The sequence below is a fragment of the Paenibacillus sanfengchensis genome (assembly GCF_036864765.1).
Classification (GTDB): Bacteria; Bacillota; Bacilli; order Paenibacillales; family Paenibacillaceae; genus Fontibacillus; species Fontibacillus sanfengchensis.
Window position 1 is genome coordinate 38977 of record NZ_JBAGJC010000013.1, and the last position, 17522, is coordinate 56498.

17 protein-coding genes are annotated in these 17522 nt (G+C 56.4%); all 17 read right to left on the reverse strand.

Features of this window, described 5'->3' with window-relative positions:
- Window position 1 precedes the first annotated feature (1 nt).
- A complete protein-coding gene (locus V4U84_RS21475) occupies window positions 2-523 on the reverse strand; it encodes a hypothetical protein (RefSeq protein ID WP_334075108.1) in 522 nt (173 codons plus the stop codon).
- A 37-nt stretch (window positions 524-560) separates the two neighbouring features.
- Window positions 561-1694 (reverse strand): pentapeptide repeat-containing protein, encoded by a 1134-nt coding sequence (locus tag V4U84_RS21480; protein ID WP_334075107.1) that lies wholly within the window; start codon window positions 1692-1694, stop codon window positions 561-563.
- A 26-nt stretch (window positions 1695-1720) separates the two neighbouring features.
- Window positions 1721-3289 (reverse strand): contractile injection system protein, VgrG/Pvc8 family, encoded by a 1569-nt coding sequence (locus V4U84_RS21485; protein ID WP_334075106.1) that lies wholly within the window; start codon window positions 3287-3289, stop codon window positions 1721-1723.
- Between the two features lie 51 nt (window positions 3290-3340).
- On the reverse strand, window positions 3341-4114 hold the full coding sequence (locus V4U84_RS21490) for a DNA and RNA helicase (protein ID WP_334075105.1): 774 nt from the start codon (window positions 4112-4114) through the stop codon (window positions 3341-3343).
- A 279-nt stretch (window positions 4115-4393) separates the two neighbouring features.
- Entirely contained in the window at window positions 4394-4927 is a 534-nt protein-coding gene (locus V4U84_RS21495; RefSeq protein WP_334075104.1) for an RDD family protein, read from the reverse strand.
- Between the two features lie 69 nt (window positions 4928-4996).
- Window positions 4997-5500 (reverse strand): RDD family protein, encoded by a 504-nt coding sequence (locus V4U84_RS21500; RefSeq protein ID WP_334075103.1) that lies wholly within the window; start codon window positions 5498-5500, stop codon window positions 4997-4999.
- 30 nt (window positions 5501-5530) lie between these two features.
- Entirely contained in the window at window positions 5531-6034 is a 504-nt protein-coding gene (locus V4U84_RS21505; protein WP_334075102.1) for a hypothetical protein, read from the reverse strand.
- A 75-nt stretch (window positions 6035-6109) separates the two neighbouring features.
- On the reverse strand, window positions 6110-6265 hold the full coding sequence (locus tag V4U84_RS21510) for a hypothetical protein (protein ID WP_334075101.1): 156 nt from the start codon (window positions 6263-6265) through the stop codon (window positions 6110-6112).
- A 598-nt stretch (window positions 6266-6863) separates the two neighbouring features.
- Window positions 6864-9518 (reverse strand): molecular chaperone, encoded by a 2655-nt coding sequence (locus V4U84_RS21515; RefSeq protein ID WP_334077942.1) that lies wholly within the window; start codon window positions 9516-9518, stop codon window positions 6864-6866.
- Window positions 9519-9577: 59 nt separating this feature from the next.
- Window positions 9578-10279 carry an iron-dependent peroxidase gene (locus tag V4U84_RS21520; protein WP_334075099.1) on the reverse strand — a complete coding sequence of 234 codons (702 nt, stop codon included), beginning with the start codon at window positions 10277-10279 and terminating at the stop codon, window positions 9578-9580.
- A complete protein-coding gene (locus tag V4U84_RS21525) occupies window positions 10270-11565 on the reverse strand; it encodes a normocyte-binding protein (protein WP_334077943.1) in 1296 nt (431 codons plus the stop codon). The genes V4U84_RS21520 and V4U84_RS21525 overlap by 10 nt, the downstream gene beginning before the upstream one ends.
- Window positions 11562-13562: a serine/threonine protein phosphatase gene (locus V4U84_RS21530; RefSeq protein ID WP_334075097.1), complete on the reverse strand. Its 2001-nt coding sequence runs from the start codon at window positions 13560-13562 to the stop codon at window positions 11562-11564. The genes V4U84_RS21525 and V4U84_RS21530 overlap by 4 nt, the downstream gene beginning before the upstream one ends.
- Window positions 13563-14385: 823 nt before the next feature.
- On the reverse strand, window positions 14386-15288 hold the full coding sequence (locus V4U84_RS21535) for a PP2C family protein-serine/threonine phosphatase (protein ID WP_334077971.1): 903 nt from the start codon (window positions 15286-15288) through the stop codon (window positions 14386-14388).
- Between the two features lie 15 nt (window positions 15289-15303).
- A complete protein-coding gene (locus V4U84_RS21540) occupies window positions 15304-15822 on the reverse strand; it encodes an FHA domain-containing protein (protein WP_148456642.1) in 519 nt (172 codons plus the stop codon).
- Between the two features lie 49 nt (window positions 15823-15871).
- The gene (locus tag V4U84_RS21545) at window positions 15872-16411 is read right to left on the reverse strand and encodes an FHA domain-containing protein (protein ID WP_334077944.1); all 540 of its coding nucleotides are present in this window, start codon (window positions 16409-16411) and stop codon (window positions 15872-15874) included.
- Window positions 16412-16471: 60 nt separating this feature from the next.
- Entirely contained in the window at window positions 16472-17023 is a 552-nt protein-coding gene (locus V4U84_RS21550; protein WP_334077945.1) for a J domain-containing protein, read from the reverse strand.
- Between the two features lie 55 nt (window positions 17024-17078).
- A complete protein-coding gene (locus V4U84_RS21555; protein WP_334075093.1) occupies window positions 17079-17510 on the reverse strand; it encodes a membrane-associated protease 1 in 432 nt (143 codons plus the stop codon).
- Window positions 17511-17522: the final 12 nt, after the last annotated feature.

Genomic DNA, 17522 nt, shown 5'->3' on the forward strand with positions numbered 1-17522 from the left:
TTTAATCACACTCCTTGAGCTGAAGTCGTTTGACCGCTACCCCGTACAAGCCTGCTCTTAAAACATGCTCGGCCACATCCAACCGAACGACAAGATACTTTTTACGGTAATAGGTCATTCCAAAAAAAGGACACTCAGGAACATCGCCCCTCCGAATTCTAAAACCTAAAGCTGCTTTACTTCGTTTCAAAACATCTGGAGGAATTGCGTCCATAACATCCACTTCCCGCATATTGATCAAGAAGTAATTCAACTGCAAACCGTTAAAGTTTTTATCTATGATGGAGACCGTTTTGTAAGCCATTTGGGAGTCATATTTCGTCAACAACATGCGTAATTCACTGGTAACCAGCAAGGTAGGCTGCTCAAGCATACAACCATAATCCCTGGCTCCTTCGCCATGCACCTCAACCAGTTCATTATCCTCCGCAGCCTCGTAGCCCTGCTCCAGACGCGCGGAACAAACGAGTCCCCCGGCTAAATGATCCAAGCGTTTATCACGCTCTAACACAAAAAATTCCATAGTCTCTCCTTCCTGGCAGGTAAGAATCCCCTCCGTATCAAGACCATATAATGGACGAATGCTGTTCTTCTGAAAGATGAACCTTTGATTCATCCTCTTTTAACATTCGGCTGCCCGTAAGATCAGCGCCTTGAAAATCAATACCATCCAAAACGGCCCCGCGAAAATCGCCGGCAATGTAAGCACCGCGAAAACTCGCATTTGTCAGATCCGAACCTGTGAACTTAACAGGATAAAGCCCAAAATACACGGCATCTTCTTCATTCACGATATTTACGGGGGCTTTCACTTCATCAAACCGGGCACCTGACAACATAGAATTTGTGAAATCCGCGTCAAACATCGCACTTCCGGTGAAATCGGCATTCCGGGCCTCACAAGCATCAAATCTACTTCCCAGCAAGGAGGCACGGGCTAGGTAGGTGTCTCTCAGATGCACCTGCTGCAACCAGGTATAATTGAGATTAATCCCTTCATAATTCATTTGTGACAAGTCGACCTTCGTTATATGTTCATGTACATAATCATGGGGAAGCTCTCGCGCCAACCAGGCTTTGACCGATTTTTCCAAACGTTCTCTCGAACTGCAATAGTATACGGATTCCCCCAGGGTATGATCTCCGTACTCCCCGACCACAATATCAAAGCTCTCGGCTCGTTGAAGGGATTGAAAAGCGGATAGTCCTAAAATACGTGGAACCGCATAGCGAACGGCATGTATCATATAATAATGAAAAGAAAATAGCTGACTACTTTGCCAATTTTCATAGAACCATGGCTTCAGTACGCCCATATAAACCCGAAGTTGGTTTTCACAGTTCTTATTCCAAGCTTCATAGAATTTATAAATCCAAGTCGCTTGATATCTGAAGGGCGTAATGCTAAAGATAGGTATAGAATGTTCGTCCACAGCTTCACACATGTACTCAAACACCCCTTCAAGCAATGAGGTTCTGAGCAGGGAGATACGAACCATGGTACAGGCTTGCATTTTACCGGTTGCTTGTTGTTCCACAGCATCCTGACATACTTCATCGATCTGCACCGCTATTTCGGCGGCGATTTCCTCAATAGCTTGACCATAATAGGTGTGAAGTGCCGTCACTTGATCTAATCGTGATGGGATGACCGTAGTTTTTAGAAAGTGTTCCCATGCTTCTTTTTTTTCCATATCAACCCTCCGTTCAGCTAAAACACCTACTCTTCCATAACTACTTCCACACCTTTGATCTGGATTTGCCCCTGATCCAGCTTAATCCCCGAAGGCCCGTCTTTCGTAGACATCTCAATCTGATTGCCCAGCAGTACGATGGAATTCGCGGCCATTTCAATCTGCTTGCCCGTATGCAGCGAGATTTTGTTATTACTGTTTAAAACCAAGGTGCCTTCATTCATTAGTGAAATCCAAGCTCCTCCTCCTGCCCCAATAATTGTAATTTTGTCCTTCTCAAACTTAATCTGCTGTCCATAAGGCGTCATGATAAACTTCGTATCTGGATTTGCCATTAGATCTTCCTTCAAATCCTTGTCATAATGCACAATCGGCTGAAGCTGCTCGGTTTTCACCACGGTATTCGTCACCGTTTTTGTGTTAGTCACTACATTGGGTGCTCCAGGATTAGCTTTGCCACCAGTCCCCGAAGCAGCCCCCATTGCCTCGGCCGGCAACTTTTTGCGCACCGTACTAAGTGCAATGCCTTCGGCTTCCTTGGCCCCAGGGAAATAGATCCGCACATCATCGCCTTTCTCCGGCATGCAGTACCAGCCAGTCTGATCCTCAGATGCGTACATGGTGGAATACGGGAACAAGTAAGCGGTCTTCATATCCCAATCTTGATCGTATTCCAGCTGTACCTTGACTTCATCCCTTACAACATCCTTGACCTTCCCCTGAATGGAAGCGCCAATAATTCGGCGATTATAGGATTTGCGCTGATAGGCCGCTCTCTTGGACCGCAAGGTATAGGTGTGTGTTAATATGCTCCGATGCATTTCCGTCAGGACTTCACTTACGTGCAGTTTTTTTCCCTTGAAGGTCACCATGTCCCCAAGCTCCAGCACCTGATCTGTCACGATTTCATAGCAGATAAAATCCTGCTCTGTCAGGGAAGCCTGCTCGTTATCGACAATATTTTTGTAGGCGAGGATGTCCTTAAACACCCGGTAATGAGTTGCCTGAATTTCCCCCACATCCTGATGTTCCGGCACTCCCAAATAAACACAAATTCTGCTTTGGGCTACTGAGGGTACGAGAGGTGCGTGATAATGCGAGGCCAACCGTTTGAGAAATTCCCAATCCGTCTCTTGATATTGCAGGGTAAAGCCGCCCAGTGTTTTTTGCTCCGTAAAAGTATTGAGCAGACTCGCTCTTTCGTAGGTTTTAAAAATATGCTCCATGACTTCCGGAATCTTCATCGCGGCGTTTTGATACGAACGATACTGGGGTTTGATATCCATCCCATACGTATGCGATACCGCTTCCGCTTCCAGCCAATACGCATCACGGTCTACGCGGACATGCAGCTTCAAGATCAAGCCATGGAACAACGTATGTACTTTGCCCTTGTGATCGGTGTAGTACATTTCAACCGGAAGCTGCTCGCTTGCCATCTTGACATACTTCTCTTCCATTTCCTCCGCGATGATTCCCGTAAAACGAAGCCGCGCATGGTCCTGAAACTTTTTCTCCAGTTTCAACTCCAACAGCTTCATCTCAAACGGCGCAATCTTCAGCGTATTGTAGTCGACAACCAATGAAGACGACATTCCACTCATCCCCTTTATACGATCGGATTTTTGTTCACAACCCGCGTTACCCTAATCCACAATTATCCGCAAGCTCCCGCCTGCGCTCATCCCCAGCCGCTGGCCGCCGCCGCGGGTGTTGTCGAGGATGCGGGACAGGTACTTGTGGATTTCGATATTGCTGTAATCCTTGTACGCGGTGCCGAGGCGGTTTGCGATGTAATGCAAAATGACATTCCGCCGGATCGTCCCCTCGTTCAGGCACATTATGGCAAAAGAGAAATCCTGCGCTTCTCCGCCCCCACGCCGCATCATCTCCTCCCCAAACATCCGCAGGATCACCGGGGAAACCGTGCTCTCTCCATCCGCCGCGAAGCGCACGTGCAGCAGGTTGACGGTGTTATACTCCGTGGCGAGGTCGCGGAAGTTCTGGTAATCCTGGCGCAGCCGGGCGCCTTCCTTCAGCTTGAAGCGGCACAGTTCAAACTCGGGAGCCCCGGACTCCCCGGGGTCGGTCAGCACGATTTCGCTGGGGTGACTCACCCAGTCGCTGTCCTGCTTGCCTTCCCCAAACCGCACCTTGACCGCCATTTCCCGCCCGGTGGCCCGGTACGGGACCTCGACCGAATGGTTCAACAGGTACAGCCGGCCCTGATGCTTGAGTATGCCCGGGGCAATCGTCAGCGTGTCGCGCTCGACCCGGATCGTCGCCCCGGTAATAATGCCGTCCGCATAGTCCTGGTAGGCGATATCCAGAGCCTCGCGCGGGAAGTCCCGCAGGTTTTCCAGCATCGCGGTTTTCAGGATCCGCCCTTTTTCAAACTTCGGGAATAGATGGCTAAACAACGGCTTCGCCTCCTTTCGCGATTTTATATAAGTTGAACTATTGATTTGCATCTAAGGCAGCCGTGTGAAATGTTCTTCCGATCGCTGTTCACAAAGGCGAGCGTAGCCTATGCTTCCGAAGCAGCTTTCTTTCAGAAAGCTTGTAGCTTCTCCAGAATCATTTCACACTCTTGCCTATTGCTAATTCTTTAGTTCAACTTATCTAGCTACTGCGCGCCCGCACCAGATCTTCATAAGCCTGGAACCAGGCGCTATCCGGGTGGGGGCTGATCCCCCTCCTCACGCTATTTTCGTAACCCCGCCCATGTTCTTCTCCGTCTCGGCCAGATAAGCGGCGAGCCGCTCCTTGTCCACGACATACGCCTTGGCCATCTTATCGTGCAGCCCTTGCCGATGCTCCGTGAAGATTACCATCAGGTAGCCGATATAGAGGATGAGGGAGGAAACGATTTTACCGAAAAAGCGACCGCTCGCCTTCCCGAACGAAATCCGTTCGTACATCTCACCGACCACGACCCCGCCGATGGCCAGCTTGCCTACCGTCGCCTGCAGCTTGGATGATTCCATCGCGGCATTATAGAGCCAGGAAAGGAGTATCCCCAGCACCCCCGCAAATTTGAAGAAAAACCCGCTCTCAAAAATTCCGCCGATCTCCTCTAAATTCACATCCATCCAGTCTCTTTGGCTTAGAAGGAAGTCGTAGTACAACGAACGGAAATTCAGAAACCCGATCAGAAATACTTGCAAAATAAACTGGATCACCAGCACATCAATGAGCCAAGCGATTACTCTTTTTCCAAAACTGATATACATTGTTCTCTCTCCTTTAAATTGATGTCTCGTCTCGCAAGTTTCGTCTTGCCGGGAATGTACCCGACTTAATCAATCTCCCCAGTTAAAGCCGGTCATCCGCCCGCTCCGAAGGTCGCCCTTGGCTTCCACTTCTTCCCGGATCTTATGAAGTTGGAGCTTTTCTTTGTGGACGACATAGGAAACCGCTATTTTGTCATGCAGCGCTAGCCGTTTGTCCGAAAAGATGGCCATGATATAACCGAGGCTCAAGATGAATCCGGACAAAATCCTTCCCAGATATCTCACGAAAGCTTGGCCGAAGGATAACTGCTCGTGACTCCAGTCGACCACCACGATCCCCAGGAGCATTTTCCCTACCGTGGCCTGGTATTTGGATGATTCCATCAACGAATAATATACGCATTCGCAGACAAGCGTCAGCAGCATCGGGACTCCCGGTGCCAGTAGATTTGAAGTTTCGGAGAATAGCTGCCCGGGAGAGAACCAGATCAAGCTGAGCAGCACGCCACCCAGTCCGGTAATCAAGCGGTCAACCGCCATAGCCCAGTACCTTCTCCACAACACGTTATACACCGCTTCTCAACTCCTTTTTCTCCGGGCGCCTCACCGGCTCCACTCCTCCAGCTCGGCCCGCTTCTCGTTCAGCGCCTTTTGCGCCTCCGCGCAGGCGTCCCTTCCGATCTTGCCGCCGATCCGTTCGATCAGCTCCGCCGCTCCCCGGATTCCGGCCGGAATGCGAACGGTACCGCCAGCCCCCTGCAGCAAAAACTGCCCGCCGAAAAACCGGGTGTACCCCACACTTTGCAGCTCCCCGTAATTCAGCATCCGTCTCCCGCCCAGCGCGCGCACCGCAAGCCAGGATTCACCGGCCTTGGCCCGGAAAATCAGGTGCTGAAACACCTGAATGAACAGCAGGAGCGCCCCCGCCGCGATCAGGTAAACAAACACCATCAATTCCTCCTTCGCCTCATCCGCCAACAAGATCGGGACGGCTGCCGCACAAATCAGGAACCCAAGCAGGCAGAAGACCAGAACGAAGCGCGATTTTCGCAGCAGCAGCTCCCCCTCGGGACCTCTGGCCGCCGGGAGAAACGGCTTGTTCAGCATGTTTAGAACAAATGATTCTGGTAAAAAATCTTCTCATCGGTAAATCCTCCTGACCCCAACTCCTAGATGCATTCCTCAAAATTTTCCGTTAAAATATGTATTTTGCAGCTCGGCGACGGGGTCTCGCGATACCGTTCCCCGTTCCTGCAATTCCAGCCAATCCTTATGTACGACATAGGTTTTTGCCATTCGATCGTGGAGCGCTTGCTTCTCCTTCGTGAACGGATTCATGATGTACCCCAGGCCAGCCGCCGATTCCCTCTATTTCAGATCGATGAGAGGGAGATTCTCCAGCTAATTCGCCCCTGCCGCCGAACAGATGCCTAATCAACGGGCGGATTTTCCCGTTCATGAACCACTGGAGAATCGGCTCCGGGTAAGGTACGAGCTCGAAAAAACTTGAAGTGCCTTACTTGGCCTCTCCCCCGTGCAGACTCCTCTCTTGCCTGCCGTGTAACTCCAGCCCACCTCCATGCAATTAACAGGATTTTCTCCCGCTAATTTAGCTCGTTACGCCAAAGGTGACCATTTAACTGGAATTTGTCCCGCTAATTCCGCTCAAAAGAGGCAAAAGCGGGCCCATCACCGAAATTAGCGGGAGATTTTCCAGCTAATTCCGAGCTGCGAGCGGCATAGTTCGAATTAACGGGAGGTTTTCCCGTTAATTATCGGGAGATTAGTTACTCCGGCGGCAAATGGGCTAGAGCATCGCGCAGTCTTCGGCAGTGGCAGTGGCAACGGGCAGCAGACAGAGGACGGGCGGAGGGGCGGAGGGGGTTCATCTTCATCTTCACCTTCATCTTCATCTTTATTTACAGCCTCGCCCGCCCTACTTCATCCCGTCAAAAAAATCCTCCTCCGACCGCTCGCCCTCGAACGGGAACAGCTTTTTGCGGCCGAGGTGCAGGCCTTCGTCCAGGCGCGCGATCGGCAGCACGTGGAAGCCCCACTGGCTGTCGTCGGCGAAGACGAAAAACTTCGTCTCCCCGTTGACGATGGAGTCGGTGTCGTCCTGCGGAATCCGGTCCCCGTAGAGGGCCCGGATGTCCTCGTACTTGACCGCCTCGTAGCGGTCGGTCCGGTTTGTGTACACAAACCGGTGCCGCAAATCCCCGCGGCTGCCGCGGAGCAGGAACTCGACCTCCTGCGTATGATGCGGTCGCGAGATGAAGCCCAGCCCCTGGCTGCTCCGCTCCAGGCTGCTGATCAGCACGACCTCGCGGCGGTCGTGCGTGTACGCGCTAACCGAGTACGGGATGACCGCCGCGTGGCTCGTCAGGCTCGTCTCGATCCGGCCTTCCTTCTGGGCGTTCAGGTAGCGGATCGCCCCGCGCAGGCAGGCCAGCTTCAGCTCCGGTACCCGCCCTTCGGCCGGCTTCTGGCGGAACTCGATGCTCCGCCCCGGCACGAACTCCTTCAGCGCTTCCCGGAACACGTCGATCCGGCACGATTGCCCCGTCAGCTTGATGATCGAATAGTCCCCGAGCGCCCCGCTGCGGTAGAACCCGTCCAGAAACTTGCGCACGATCTCGTAAATGTCCCCCTGAATCAGCTGGGTGATTTCCTTGATGTTGAACACGACATTCGGAATCTCATATTCATCCTTGAGTTCTCCGCCCCGGTACACCGACAGAAACCAGCGTTCCATCGTCATGATCTGCAGGTCGTTGTCGTCCAGCCCGCTCTGCTCCGCATCAAACCGGTTCCGGAGAATCCCCGTTTTGCGGAAGAACTCCTCCTTCATCGCCCCGGCGATCTCCCACAGGAAAAAGAAATTGCCGCGCACCCGCACATATTCGTCCCGCGAACGGCTCTCGTAGCGGGCAAACGCGGTCGGAATCACCGCCTCGGCCTCCCGGTATCTGCGCTCCAGCTCGGCGTAAACCGCTTCGACGCCCCGCTCGTCGATTTCCCGGAACAGATCGTTGGCCGGAATCCCGATCAGGTCGTCGATATCCGTCACCCGCCGGCGGCCGTTTCCGTAATACTCGGCGAAGACGATTTTCATGAATTGCATAATTCGGTATGTAAGATTGTTGCCGCCAAAATGCGTATCCCCGTTTTCGTAGGTTGTATCCAGCATGATTTTATAAGACATATGGCCGTCCTCGATCCGAAACCGGCAGGAGGACAGATCGGTCGTTCCGCCGCCGCAGTCGATGACCAGGGCCTGGTAGTCGGTCCCTTCCGCAAAAACACGCCGCTCCAGCCCGTCCTCGATCGTGTTGTACAGCACCGCCATCCCCTCGTCGAGCGCATGCTTTTCCTCGATGTCGTATTCGTCCAGCACTTCCTTGAACATGTTCAAATAGGGGCCCTTCATCTTCACGGGCGAGGACAAATGCAGCCTTTTGAACTTGCACTTGAATTGATGCTCCGCCAAGGTGATCACATACTCCAGATAAGCGCGGATCAGCTCGCTCCGCGGCACGGTCGCCGTATTCCCTTCGCCGTCCATGATCTCCACGGTCCGCTCGTAGTCGTGGACCCACCGCTTCAGCCCCTGGAACACGGACGCCCGGCTGCTGTAGCTCCCGCGCCGGATACCGAGCAAGGCCTCGTACCCAAACTCGTATTTCACCGCCGCCGGGTCCGAGCAATCCGCCACACGGATCGCCGTCGGCAGCGCCTCGGTCCATTCCGGCGTCCGGTAGGACGGATCGGGGAAGCGCACGAAATTCACGTCATTCAGGCGCAGACGTCCGTCCGGCCGCTCCGAAGAAAGACCGGCATGCTTCACATAGCCCGGGTACAAAAAAGCCCCCGCCGTCGTGTTCGACGTGCCGAAATCGATCGCCAGCACGGCGTCCGTCCGTTCGAGCTCGCGGAGCTCCAGGTCGGCCAGCGGGATTTTGAAATAGGGCAGATGGGCGGGCGGCGGCGCTTGTTCCCGGTAGTACGTCGTGTACACGTAATCGGACTCGCGCTTCCGCAGGAACAGCAGGCTGTACTGGCGGTTGGCCGTACGCACCCATTCGGACTCGCCCTCCGCCGCCAGATAATAGCTGCCCGAGCCGCCTTCCTCGTCCTTGCGCATCTGAAAAATCCCGCACAGCTCCCGGTTGTCGTTGACGAGCAGCACGTTCGACTCCGCGAATCCGGCGGGCGCCTTCACCTTGTATCCGTCCGCCCGATCCACGGCGATACCGGGATAAATCACGATCCGGGCGGGCACCGAGATGCCCCCGTCCCCTTGCAGCGGCGACTGCAGCGACCTCTGCATCATGCGCTGAACCCGCTCGAATCCGCCTTCGCACACCCGGCCGATCCATTTGTACTCGTCCGCCCCCAAATATTTCAGAATGAGACGGATCAGCTCCTCGCGGTCCAGCCGCTGGCTCATCCCCTCGACGAGGCGCTCCCGGTAGCAAATGTTCCGCAGCTGGTAGGTCGTCATCTCGACCAGCGCTTCCCGCGTGTAACGGACCGCGCCACGCACCCGCTCTTGACTGGTGGAATCGGTATACAGTTTAAATCCTCTCATGTGCACAATCTCCTTTTCCCGCGGCGGGTGCCTTTTCCTCAACCTATAAATTCAAACGCTCAATACAACGCGATCCGGTCCAAAACCATCGTGTCCTCGGCGCCGATAATGCCGACATGGCAATCCCAATACACCTCGGTGCGGTACCTTACCGGCAAAAACAGCTCCATCAGCAGCTCCAGCTTGCGGAGCCCCGTCTCCGTACGGCGCTGGCCGATATAGAACAGCATTTCGTCCTTTTCCTCGCTGTTGACATAAATCGTCGATCGCCGAAAAATCCGGCTCACCGTACTCCGCAGCAGATGCAGCGTCTCCCCCGTGTCGTACATCCGCAGCAGCGCGGCGGCGATCACTTCCTTCTCCTCCCGGTCGAACAAGCCAATCCGCTCTCTAACCCGTTCCCCGAACGCCCCGGCTTCCAGGTCCCGCAGAACGAAGCGGATGTAAAACTCCCGTTTGTTCATCCCCTGCATCAGATCCAGCTCCGCCAAAAAATGCATCACAATATCGAACAAGGTCAGCCTGAGCTCCTCATCCTCGGTCAGGTTGATATCCAGCAAATCGCCGAACACCGCCGGAAACCGGTAGTGGGGATTCACCTCCACCTCCACGTCAAGCTGGCCGGCCGTGGCGTTGAGCGCCTCCAGGCTCAGCTCCATGTAAGGCGAGTACACTTTGGCCGGAAGGAAGCGAATCCCCTTCTTGTCCATCCCGACTTCCTGCGCGCGAACGAGCAAATCCCAAATGTAATTCAAGCCCATTCTCCTTCACAGCGGTATTCGGGAAAAGACATCTGCACCTGGGAGACGAGGAAGCTCATAACGTCTTCGGCCAGATAATCGTGCCCCCGGCCAATATTCCGTTTAGCGAACCCGAGGCACATCCGCCACTTGCCGTTATCCACCCGGACTTCGTCGGTCATAAACCGGTTCAGCTCATAAGTGGGCGGGTTCGCCGCGCCCGGCGGGCGGATTTCCACATGCGTCAGCTCCAACCAATCGGATACGTCAAAAGCGTGAATCATCCGCACGATTTCGCCCTTGGAGCGGACGATCTGCCCCTGCTTCCGCCCGTAGCTGCCGATGAAATCCGGGCGCTGCCGATTGGACATCAGCGGATAGGCGGGCTTGACGAGCCCCGTAATCCCCGAGCCGACCGGTTCCACCAACTTGAGCACCTGCCAGGCGTCCGACTTCTCCAGCGGGGACACCACGACCAGCTCCTCCGGGGCCCGCTTGACGTACCGGATGCTGTCGTCGTTCACATCGACGAGATAGCCGTGCTGGGTTCCGGTTTTGCGCAGCGGCAGCACATGCTCGTAATTGACCCGATCCGCCGCCGGCACGGGGAACCCGCCCGTTTTCAGCTCCAGCCGTTGGATATTCCATAACGGGACCAGGTCCGTTCTTTTGTAAGCCTCGTATTCCTCGAGGTGCACGGAAATCTCCAGCACTTCTTCGTCCTCGGCCAACTGCCCGTCCACCCGGGTCAACACCGCATCGACAAATTTGTAGGCGTAAGGGTGGTTTACCGTTTTCCAGGGCAGGCCATTGTTTAAAAAGATGTGGTACAGCTGCTCGATCTCGCGGATATAATCCGTGTTGCGCTCCAACCGGACCTGGATGGCGTAGGTTCCGCGATCCGTCCGCAGCTCCCCCGGGAAGCTTCTTCCGCTCTGCAGCAGCTTCTGGATCAGCGGGTAGCCGCATTCCAGAAACAGCGAAAAAAGCCGCGCCTCCGCGCCCCCGCTCAACGCCGCAACCACGTCTTTCAAATCGATGCGGCGCGGCTCGGTGTCCTGCGGCAGCACGGGAAACAGGTATTCGTGCAGCGGGTCCCACTCTTCCCTCCGGCACATGGACACATAGACGTCGTGCTTGCTCTCGTGGTCCTCCACCTCTTCAAACACCCGGCGTTCCAGTTGCCGGTTCAGCTCCTCCTGGTATTCCACGAGATTCAGGAACACGCTGTTCATCAGACTGCGCAGCACCCGGCGCTGCTGCAAATCCTCCATTTTGTTCAGCCGGTCCAAAACGATGTCCTTCATGAAGCGTTCCCTCCTTCTTTCGGCCCGGCGGACGACCCGGCGGACGCATCTTTGCCGTTGTCCGCCGCAGGCGGAGCAGCCTCTCCTGTGCCGCTGCCGGTGCCGGTGCCACTGCCGGCACCACTGCTATTGCCGGCGCCGGAGCCACTGCCACTGCCGGTACCACTGTTGCCGGACGGCGGCTTCGCGTCCTCCGCCGTGCCCGTTCCCGCGGCCGGGGTCTCGCCCGGCTTCGCGCTCTGATCCGCGCCCGCCTTCGCGCCCGAAGCCGCCGACTTCGCCGGCTCGGCGGTCGGCTTCGCCGCGGGTGCCGCGCTGCCGGAAGCCCCGGCGGCGTTACCGGCCGGGCTTCCCCCGGTAGCGGCCTCATCTCCGGCCCCGCTCCCGCCCGTAGCCGCGCCAGTCCCGCCGGTCGCGCCAGCGGCCGAATCCCCGCCCGCGCCACCGCCCGCCGGCACGACCGGATGCAGCTTCTCATCGGCCTTGGCGATTTTGCGTTCCATGGCCAGCACCCGTTCCAGCTTGTCGATTTCCTGGTAGATCTCCTGCGCCAGCGTGTATGCCTCGATCGCCCCGGCATAATCCATCGCGGCCAGGCTGCGGTCGCCTTTTTTCTCCAAATTGTCCGCCTTCAACGTCTTCGTCTCCGCATACAGCTGGTCGATCTTCTCCTGGGCTGCCTTGATCTTGTCCTCCGCCTGCTTTTGCCCCTCGGCGTAGCCCGCGTCGACCGCCGCCGCTTTGGCCTTGTTGTAGGTTTTGAGCGCGTTGTTGTAGTCCTGGCCCTGCAACTTCTTGTCGCCCTCCTGAAAAATCACCGCCAGCTCCGCGATCATCCCGCTGCGCGCAATGCGCTCGCGGATGTGCTCCTCCTTGAACACCTTGTACTTCCCGGCATCCTTCAGCGCTTTCTCATAGCTCTCGACCGCCATGTCGTAGCTGCCGTCTTTCACGTAGCCGTCGCCGTCCGTGACCGCCTGCGCCACCTTCTGCTTGTTCCGCAGCAGTTGAAAATGCAGCTTGTCCTTCAGCCGACTGGCCGCGTTTTTCGCTTCGCTGTATGCCTTCAACGCCTTCGGATAGTCGCCGGCGGCCGCGTATTCGTCGCCGTCCTGCTCGAACTCCGTCATCTGCACCACGGCTTCCGCCAGCTTCGCAGCCTGTCGGGCTTTGGCGTACCAGATCCCGCCGCCCGCGATCGCAAGGGACAAGAGAAGCATCGCGATCCGCAGCGCCCATTTCTTGTAGTTTTTCGGCTTCTCGACGAACGCCTTGTTCACATAAACGGCGGCGCCCGTGTAATTGTCCACCGTTTTCTCCTGCCTGCTCAACACAACCTCTTCCAGCGTATCGGTCAGGGTCTCGGGATCGCTCGACGCCGTCAAAGCGTCCAGCATTTCCGGAATCTCGACCTGCTTCCAAAGCCCCGGCGTGCAGAGCAGCAGCACATCCCCGTCGGACAGCGGCGTCTTCTTCGAAACGAACGGCTCGAAGCGGTCGGGCTTGCCCATATAATTCAGCAGATTGCCGCGTTCCTCATGCCGGACCGCCCCCGCCTGGGACAGCTTGCCGCTGTCGGTCAGCAGCTCCGTCAAGCTCTGGTCCTTGGAGCGCAAATTCAGCCGGCCCCCGCGAAAATGATACATCCGCGCGTTCCCGCAGGACGCCCACACCATCCGCGTGTAATCCGTGACGATGACCAGCACGCTGGCCTTCAGCCGGACGCGCCGGCTCTCGAATTTCAGCCACTCATGGGCCGCCTCCAGATCGTTCCGAATTTTTCGCCGGGACAGCGACGGCTTTTCCATAAAGCTCTCCAGAATGGCCCGGACAACCATCTCCGCGCTGCTGGCCTCCCGGTCCTGGTCCAGACCGTCCGCGATCACGTAGCAAGCCATGTCGTCGAGCTCCACGAAAGCAAAATAGTCCCTGTTGTCGATGTAAGAACCCGCCTCGGAGACAAAAGCGGTTTTAAAGTCGCTGTTCTCCTTTCTCATGCCTTCCTCCGTTTCCCGTCCTGGTTGCCGGCCCATTCCTCTTCAAAACCTAACAACCTCGATACTTATATTCGCCCTTAAAAGAGCTGCGTGATGTCCATCCGCCACCCCGGCTAGCGGTATTTGAGGGGCGCTCCCCTAATTGAGGGGCCCTGAAAATGTGGATAAGGGCCTTTTCGAATACTACTGAGCTTTAAATTCGGGCCATCTCCTAATCTCGAGCCCCGGTGAAAGGCTAAGTTCCTTTTATGCCGTTATGGCTCCCCGTGAGCCGTAGTACCTCCCAAGAGGCCGCTAAGTCCGCGAATAAGCTCAGCCACTCTCCACGTTAACGCTAACGGACGTATTAGCCGCTATTTCGCGCATTTCCGCCTTTTGGAAATTCTAACGGAAGCCACAGCGCCTATTTTGCTTATTTGCCGCACAAATGGCCTCGTTTTGCCAATTTAGCCGCTGCTACGTCCGTTAGAATTCCGTTTGGCTCTTTCATCACGAAATAGCGGCTATGGCTTCCGTTAGCGCGAACCGCGGTCGTTTGCCCAACGGACCGCAGTCGTTACTGCGGTCATCCCCGGATCGTCACGTTAACGCGGACTATAGTCGTTTACGCAGCGGATCGCGCCTTATCGTCCTTTGGAATCTCCATACGCATACGCCCCGGACTTCTGTCCGGCCAAATCCCGCGCCAGGGCCAGTGCGCCGACCCGGACTCTGTCCGGCCAAGTCCCGCCCCAGAGCGTGCGCCGACCCGGACTCTGTCCGGTGCAGTCCGGCCCAATCCGACGCCGTCCGGGCGCAGCCCGTCACGCCCGTCAAGCCCAAGTCACCGGGCTTGCTCCAGAATAATCACCGTCGCGTTGTCCTGGTGCTTGTAGCCTTTGCGTTCCACGCTGGCGATGATTTCTTCCGCTGTCTCCTCCGGCGGCATCCGCTGCAGCAAAATCTGCTCCAGCTCCACCTCCGTCAGCGCGTCGCATACCCCGTCACTGCACAGAATCACGATGTCGTCCGCTTCCAGCGGCACCGGCTCGCCGATCTCCATGCTTTTGAATCCCCCGTAGCCCAAATAATTGGTCAAGTGGCTGCGCATCGGGTTCGCCTTCGCTTCTTCCCGCGTGATCTCGCCGGCCAGCACCCGGGCTTCGAGCACTTTTTCCAGCGTATGCTTGGAATTGACGGGAATGAATTCCCCGTCCCGAAACAGCAGCAGCAAGCTGTCGCCGACGGCGCCCCAGTGCAAGTAGCCCTCGCAAATCACGGCGGCGACCAGGGTCGTTCCCCCGATCGCTCCGCCAAGCTGCTCCAGGATCGCCCGGTTGCTTAGCGAAGCCGCCTTGTGAAAAAAGCCGGGAATCTCGTCACGGGCCGTGACCTTCAAATATTCCCGGCTGAACATCGTCACGGCCAGGGTGCTGGACATGCGCCCGTGGGCCACGCCGCTGATCCCGTCGGCGATGACGGCCATCGTCCCGACCCGGGTGATCGAGCTGGCGAAATAATCGTCCTGCTCCTGGCGCCTGCCGATCGTCTGGGCGTTGCCGATGGCGATCTTGCCGCTCACCGGCTCCCATTCCGTCGCCTCGGCAGCCACCGCTTCACCTGGCCGGGCCCGCGGCGCAGCGGCAGCAACGCCGGCTACCTTTTGCCGAATCAAAACCAGCAACCCAACCAGCGCCAACGCGGCCGCCAGCACGCCGTAGGACTGCCAAATATTCAAATCTCCCATCCCCATCATTCCGATCTATCCGTTATCCCACTCAAAATGCGGTCCGCACAGCGGAACGAACACAAACTTGCTTCGTCCCAGCTGGATCAAATCGTAGGCGTTCAGCTCCACCGGCGTGTATACCGCCTCATTGTTGTGGTAAGCCAGGCCGGAAGCGTCCCCCGGCAGCAAATAAAAATTCCGCTTCTTCGGGTCGTACACGATCACCGCGTGGTTGCGCCGGGACACCGCGTTATCCCCGATGATCCGGATCTGCATTTCCTCCGCGCGGCCGATAAAGTTTTTTTCCGCCATAATGCGGTAATCCTGGCCCATCTGCGGACCTTCCACGCAGACCAGCCAGCCGGTCACCGGCTGAATGCCGGTCGTCTCCCCGAGATAGGGCATCGTCTTGTCATCCGTCTCCGCGGCCGCCGGCGGCCGGCGCGTCTCGCCGCGCGAAGGCTGCTCCAGCACCGTATTGCAGTAAGGACACGTGTTGCCGTGCTTTCTCGTACTGAACATGTGTCCGTTCAGGCATCTCGTCAAACTCATCTTTAGACTCATTCCTCCGTATGTATTCGTGCTTTGGCTTTGGGCCGGATTATTTGACTAGCAGCCGCGTGTTCGCGATAAACACCATATCTCCCGTGCCGATTTCCTGCGGTTCCTCGGCGACGAGCCGCCGGGTTTCACTGCTGCCCGCCTTGCGAAGCCCCGTCCCGCTGTGGGATTCCGTGTCTTCGATATACCACCGGTCCCCGACGCGGTTTAAAACGGCATGCTCCGGACTGACCAGCGAAGCGTATTCGCAGTCCGACAAATCTATATCAACCTCGCCGCGGTGACCATTTTTGCCGATCAGGACTGAGGTTTCCCCTTTGACGAACCATTCCTTGACGCGTTCTCCGTCATCGTCGAGCAGCACGATCTTGGCGACCGCCTCCGCCCCCTCCCGAATCTCGCGTTTCCGGGGACCTCCCGTCCAGACGAGCACACTGGCCATGATGGCCGACACCGCGACGGTGGCCATTTGCAGCTTGTAATGTAAAGGGCGGAGAAGGGCATAAGTGACCATACCGGCCAAAATCCCGTAAATTAAAACATTCAGGAAGACAATCCATCCGGATCTCTTCGATTCCACATCCGCTACCTCCGTAATCCGTAATTCCGTCATCCGTAAACATTCCGTCCGTTGTGCCGGTTATTTTTTTCGATATCCAAAAAATTGATTAAACATCGCGGTCGTATCCAGCGGGTTCTTCCCCGCCTCCTCCGCCTTGGCCTCTTGGCCGTTGTCGCCATGTTCATGGCTCTGCGAAACCTTTGCAAAAAATTGCTCAAACTGCTGTCTGATGCGCACCGGATCAAAGCCGTCGATCCCGGCCCCGCTTGCGCCCATACCGGCCGTTCGGCCTGATGCTGCCGGGCCCGTTCCCGGTCTCCCGGCCTTGCCTCGCTCCCCGCCGCGTCCTGTCTTCGCGGAGGCCAGCTTCCGGTCATAGTCCGCGCGCAGCGATTCGTCGTTCAGCGTTTCATAAGCTTCCACAATCTGTTTGAACCGCGCCTCCGCCTCCGGGTTGTCCCGGTTGACATCGGGATGGTACCGCTTGGCCAGCTTGCGGTAAGCCTGCCGGATCTCGGTGGTCCCGGCATCACGGGCAACGCCCAGCTGCGCATAGTAATCGGTCATACGCGTTTCCCCGCTTTCCCCTAAGGTGGTCCTTGCCGGGTGGCAAGGTACAGTAAATCTCAAGGGGAAGCCCCCTTGAGATTTACCGAATATCGCTAATGATCAGTTCATGCCAAAATTACTTGCCGGCGTCGTACCCGCCGTTGAGCTTGGCCAGCTCGGTTTTGTCTTTCTTTTGCTTCACGTAAAGCTCGAATTGCCCAACCCCTTCGGTGTCGCCAAACGTTTCTTTGTAGTCGACCACGAAGGCGTTCGGGAAGTGGATTTCGCGAACCACTTGGTCGGCGGCGATCACTTCCAGCGTCAGCTTGCGGTAGCAGTCCGCCTTTTCGGCCGGAACCAGGGACCATTGCGCCAGTTTCAGCGTATCGTCCGCTTTGTCGCCGTCGGTGGCGGTGATGATCTTGCCGATGATTTTCAGCGTGGAGCCCACGTCCGTGGATCTAGCGTTGGAATCGTCCGGCGTGTCGGTGTCGTAAACCACTCTTTGAATGTTGTCCAAGCCCAATTCGATCGTTTCTGCGCCTTCCACTTTCAGTTTAAATCCCATAAGTACTTTTCC

Coding starts and splice junctions, on each gene's coding strand:
- V4U84_RS21475 (WP_334075108.1), bottom strand. CDS start 523: ATGGAATTTTTTGTGTTAGAGCGTGATAAACGCTTGGATCATTTAGCC.
- V4U84_RS21505 (WP_334075102.1), bottom strand. CDS start 6,034: ATGCTGAACAAGCCGTTTCTCCCGGCGGCCAGAGGTCCCGAGGGGGAG.
- V4U84_RS21495 (WP_334075104.1), bottom strand. CDS start 4,927: ATGTATATCAGTTTTGGAAAAAGAGTAATCGCTTGGCTCATTGATGTG.
- V4U84_RS21520 (WP_334075099.1), bottom strand. CDS start 10,279: ATGGGCTTGAATTACATTTGGGATTTGCTCGTTCGCGCGCAGGAAGTC.
- V4U84_RS21540 (WP_148456642.1), bottom strand. CDS start 15,822: ATGAGTTTGACGAGATGCCTGAACGGACACATGTTCAGTACGAGAAAG.
- V4U84_RS21530 (WP_334075097.1), bottom strand. CDS start 13,562: ATGAGAAAGGAGAACAGCGACTTTAAAACCGCTTTTGTCTCCGAGGCG.
- V4U84_RS21515 (WP_334077942.1), bottom strand. CDS start 9,518: ATGAGAGGATTTAAACTGTATACCGATTCCACCAGTCAAGAGCGGGTG.
- V4U84_RS21485 (WP_334075106.1), bottom strand. CDS start 3,289: ATGTCGTCTTCATTGGTTGTCGACTACAATACGCTGAAGATTGCGCCG.
- V4U84_RS21525 (WP_334077943.1), bottom strand. CDS start 11,565: ATGAAGGACATCGTTTTGGACCGGCTGAACAAAATGGAGGATTTGCAG.
- V4U84_RS21555 (WP_334075093.1), bottom strand. CDS start 17,510: ATGGGATTTAAACTGAAAGTGGAAGGCGCAGAAACGATCGAATTGGGC.
- V4U84_RS21480 (WP_334075107.1), bottom strand. CDS start 1,694: ATGGAAAAAAAAGAAGCATGGGAACACTTTCTAAAAACTACGGTCATC.
- V4U84_RS21510 (WP_334075101.1), bottom strand. CDS start 6,265: ATGAATCCGTTCACGAAGGAGAAGCAAGCGCTCCACGATCGAATGGCA.
- V4U84_RS21535 (WP_334077971.1), bottom strand. CDS start 15,288: ATGGGAGATTTGAATATTTGGCAGTCCTACGGCGTGCTGGCGGCCGCG.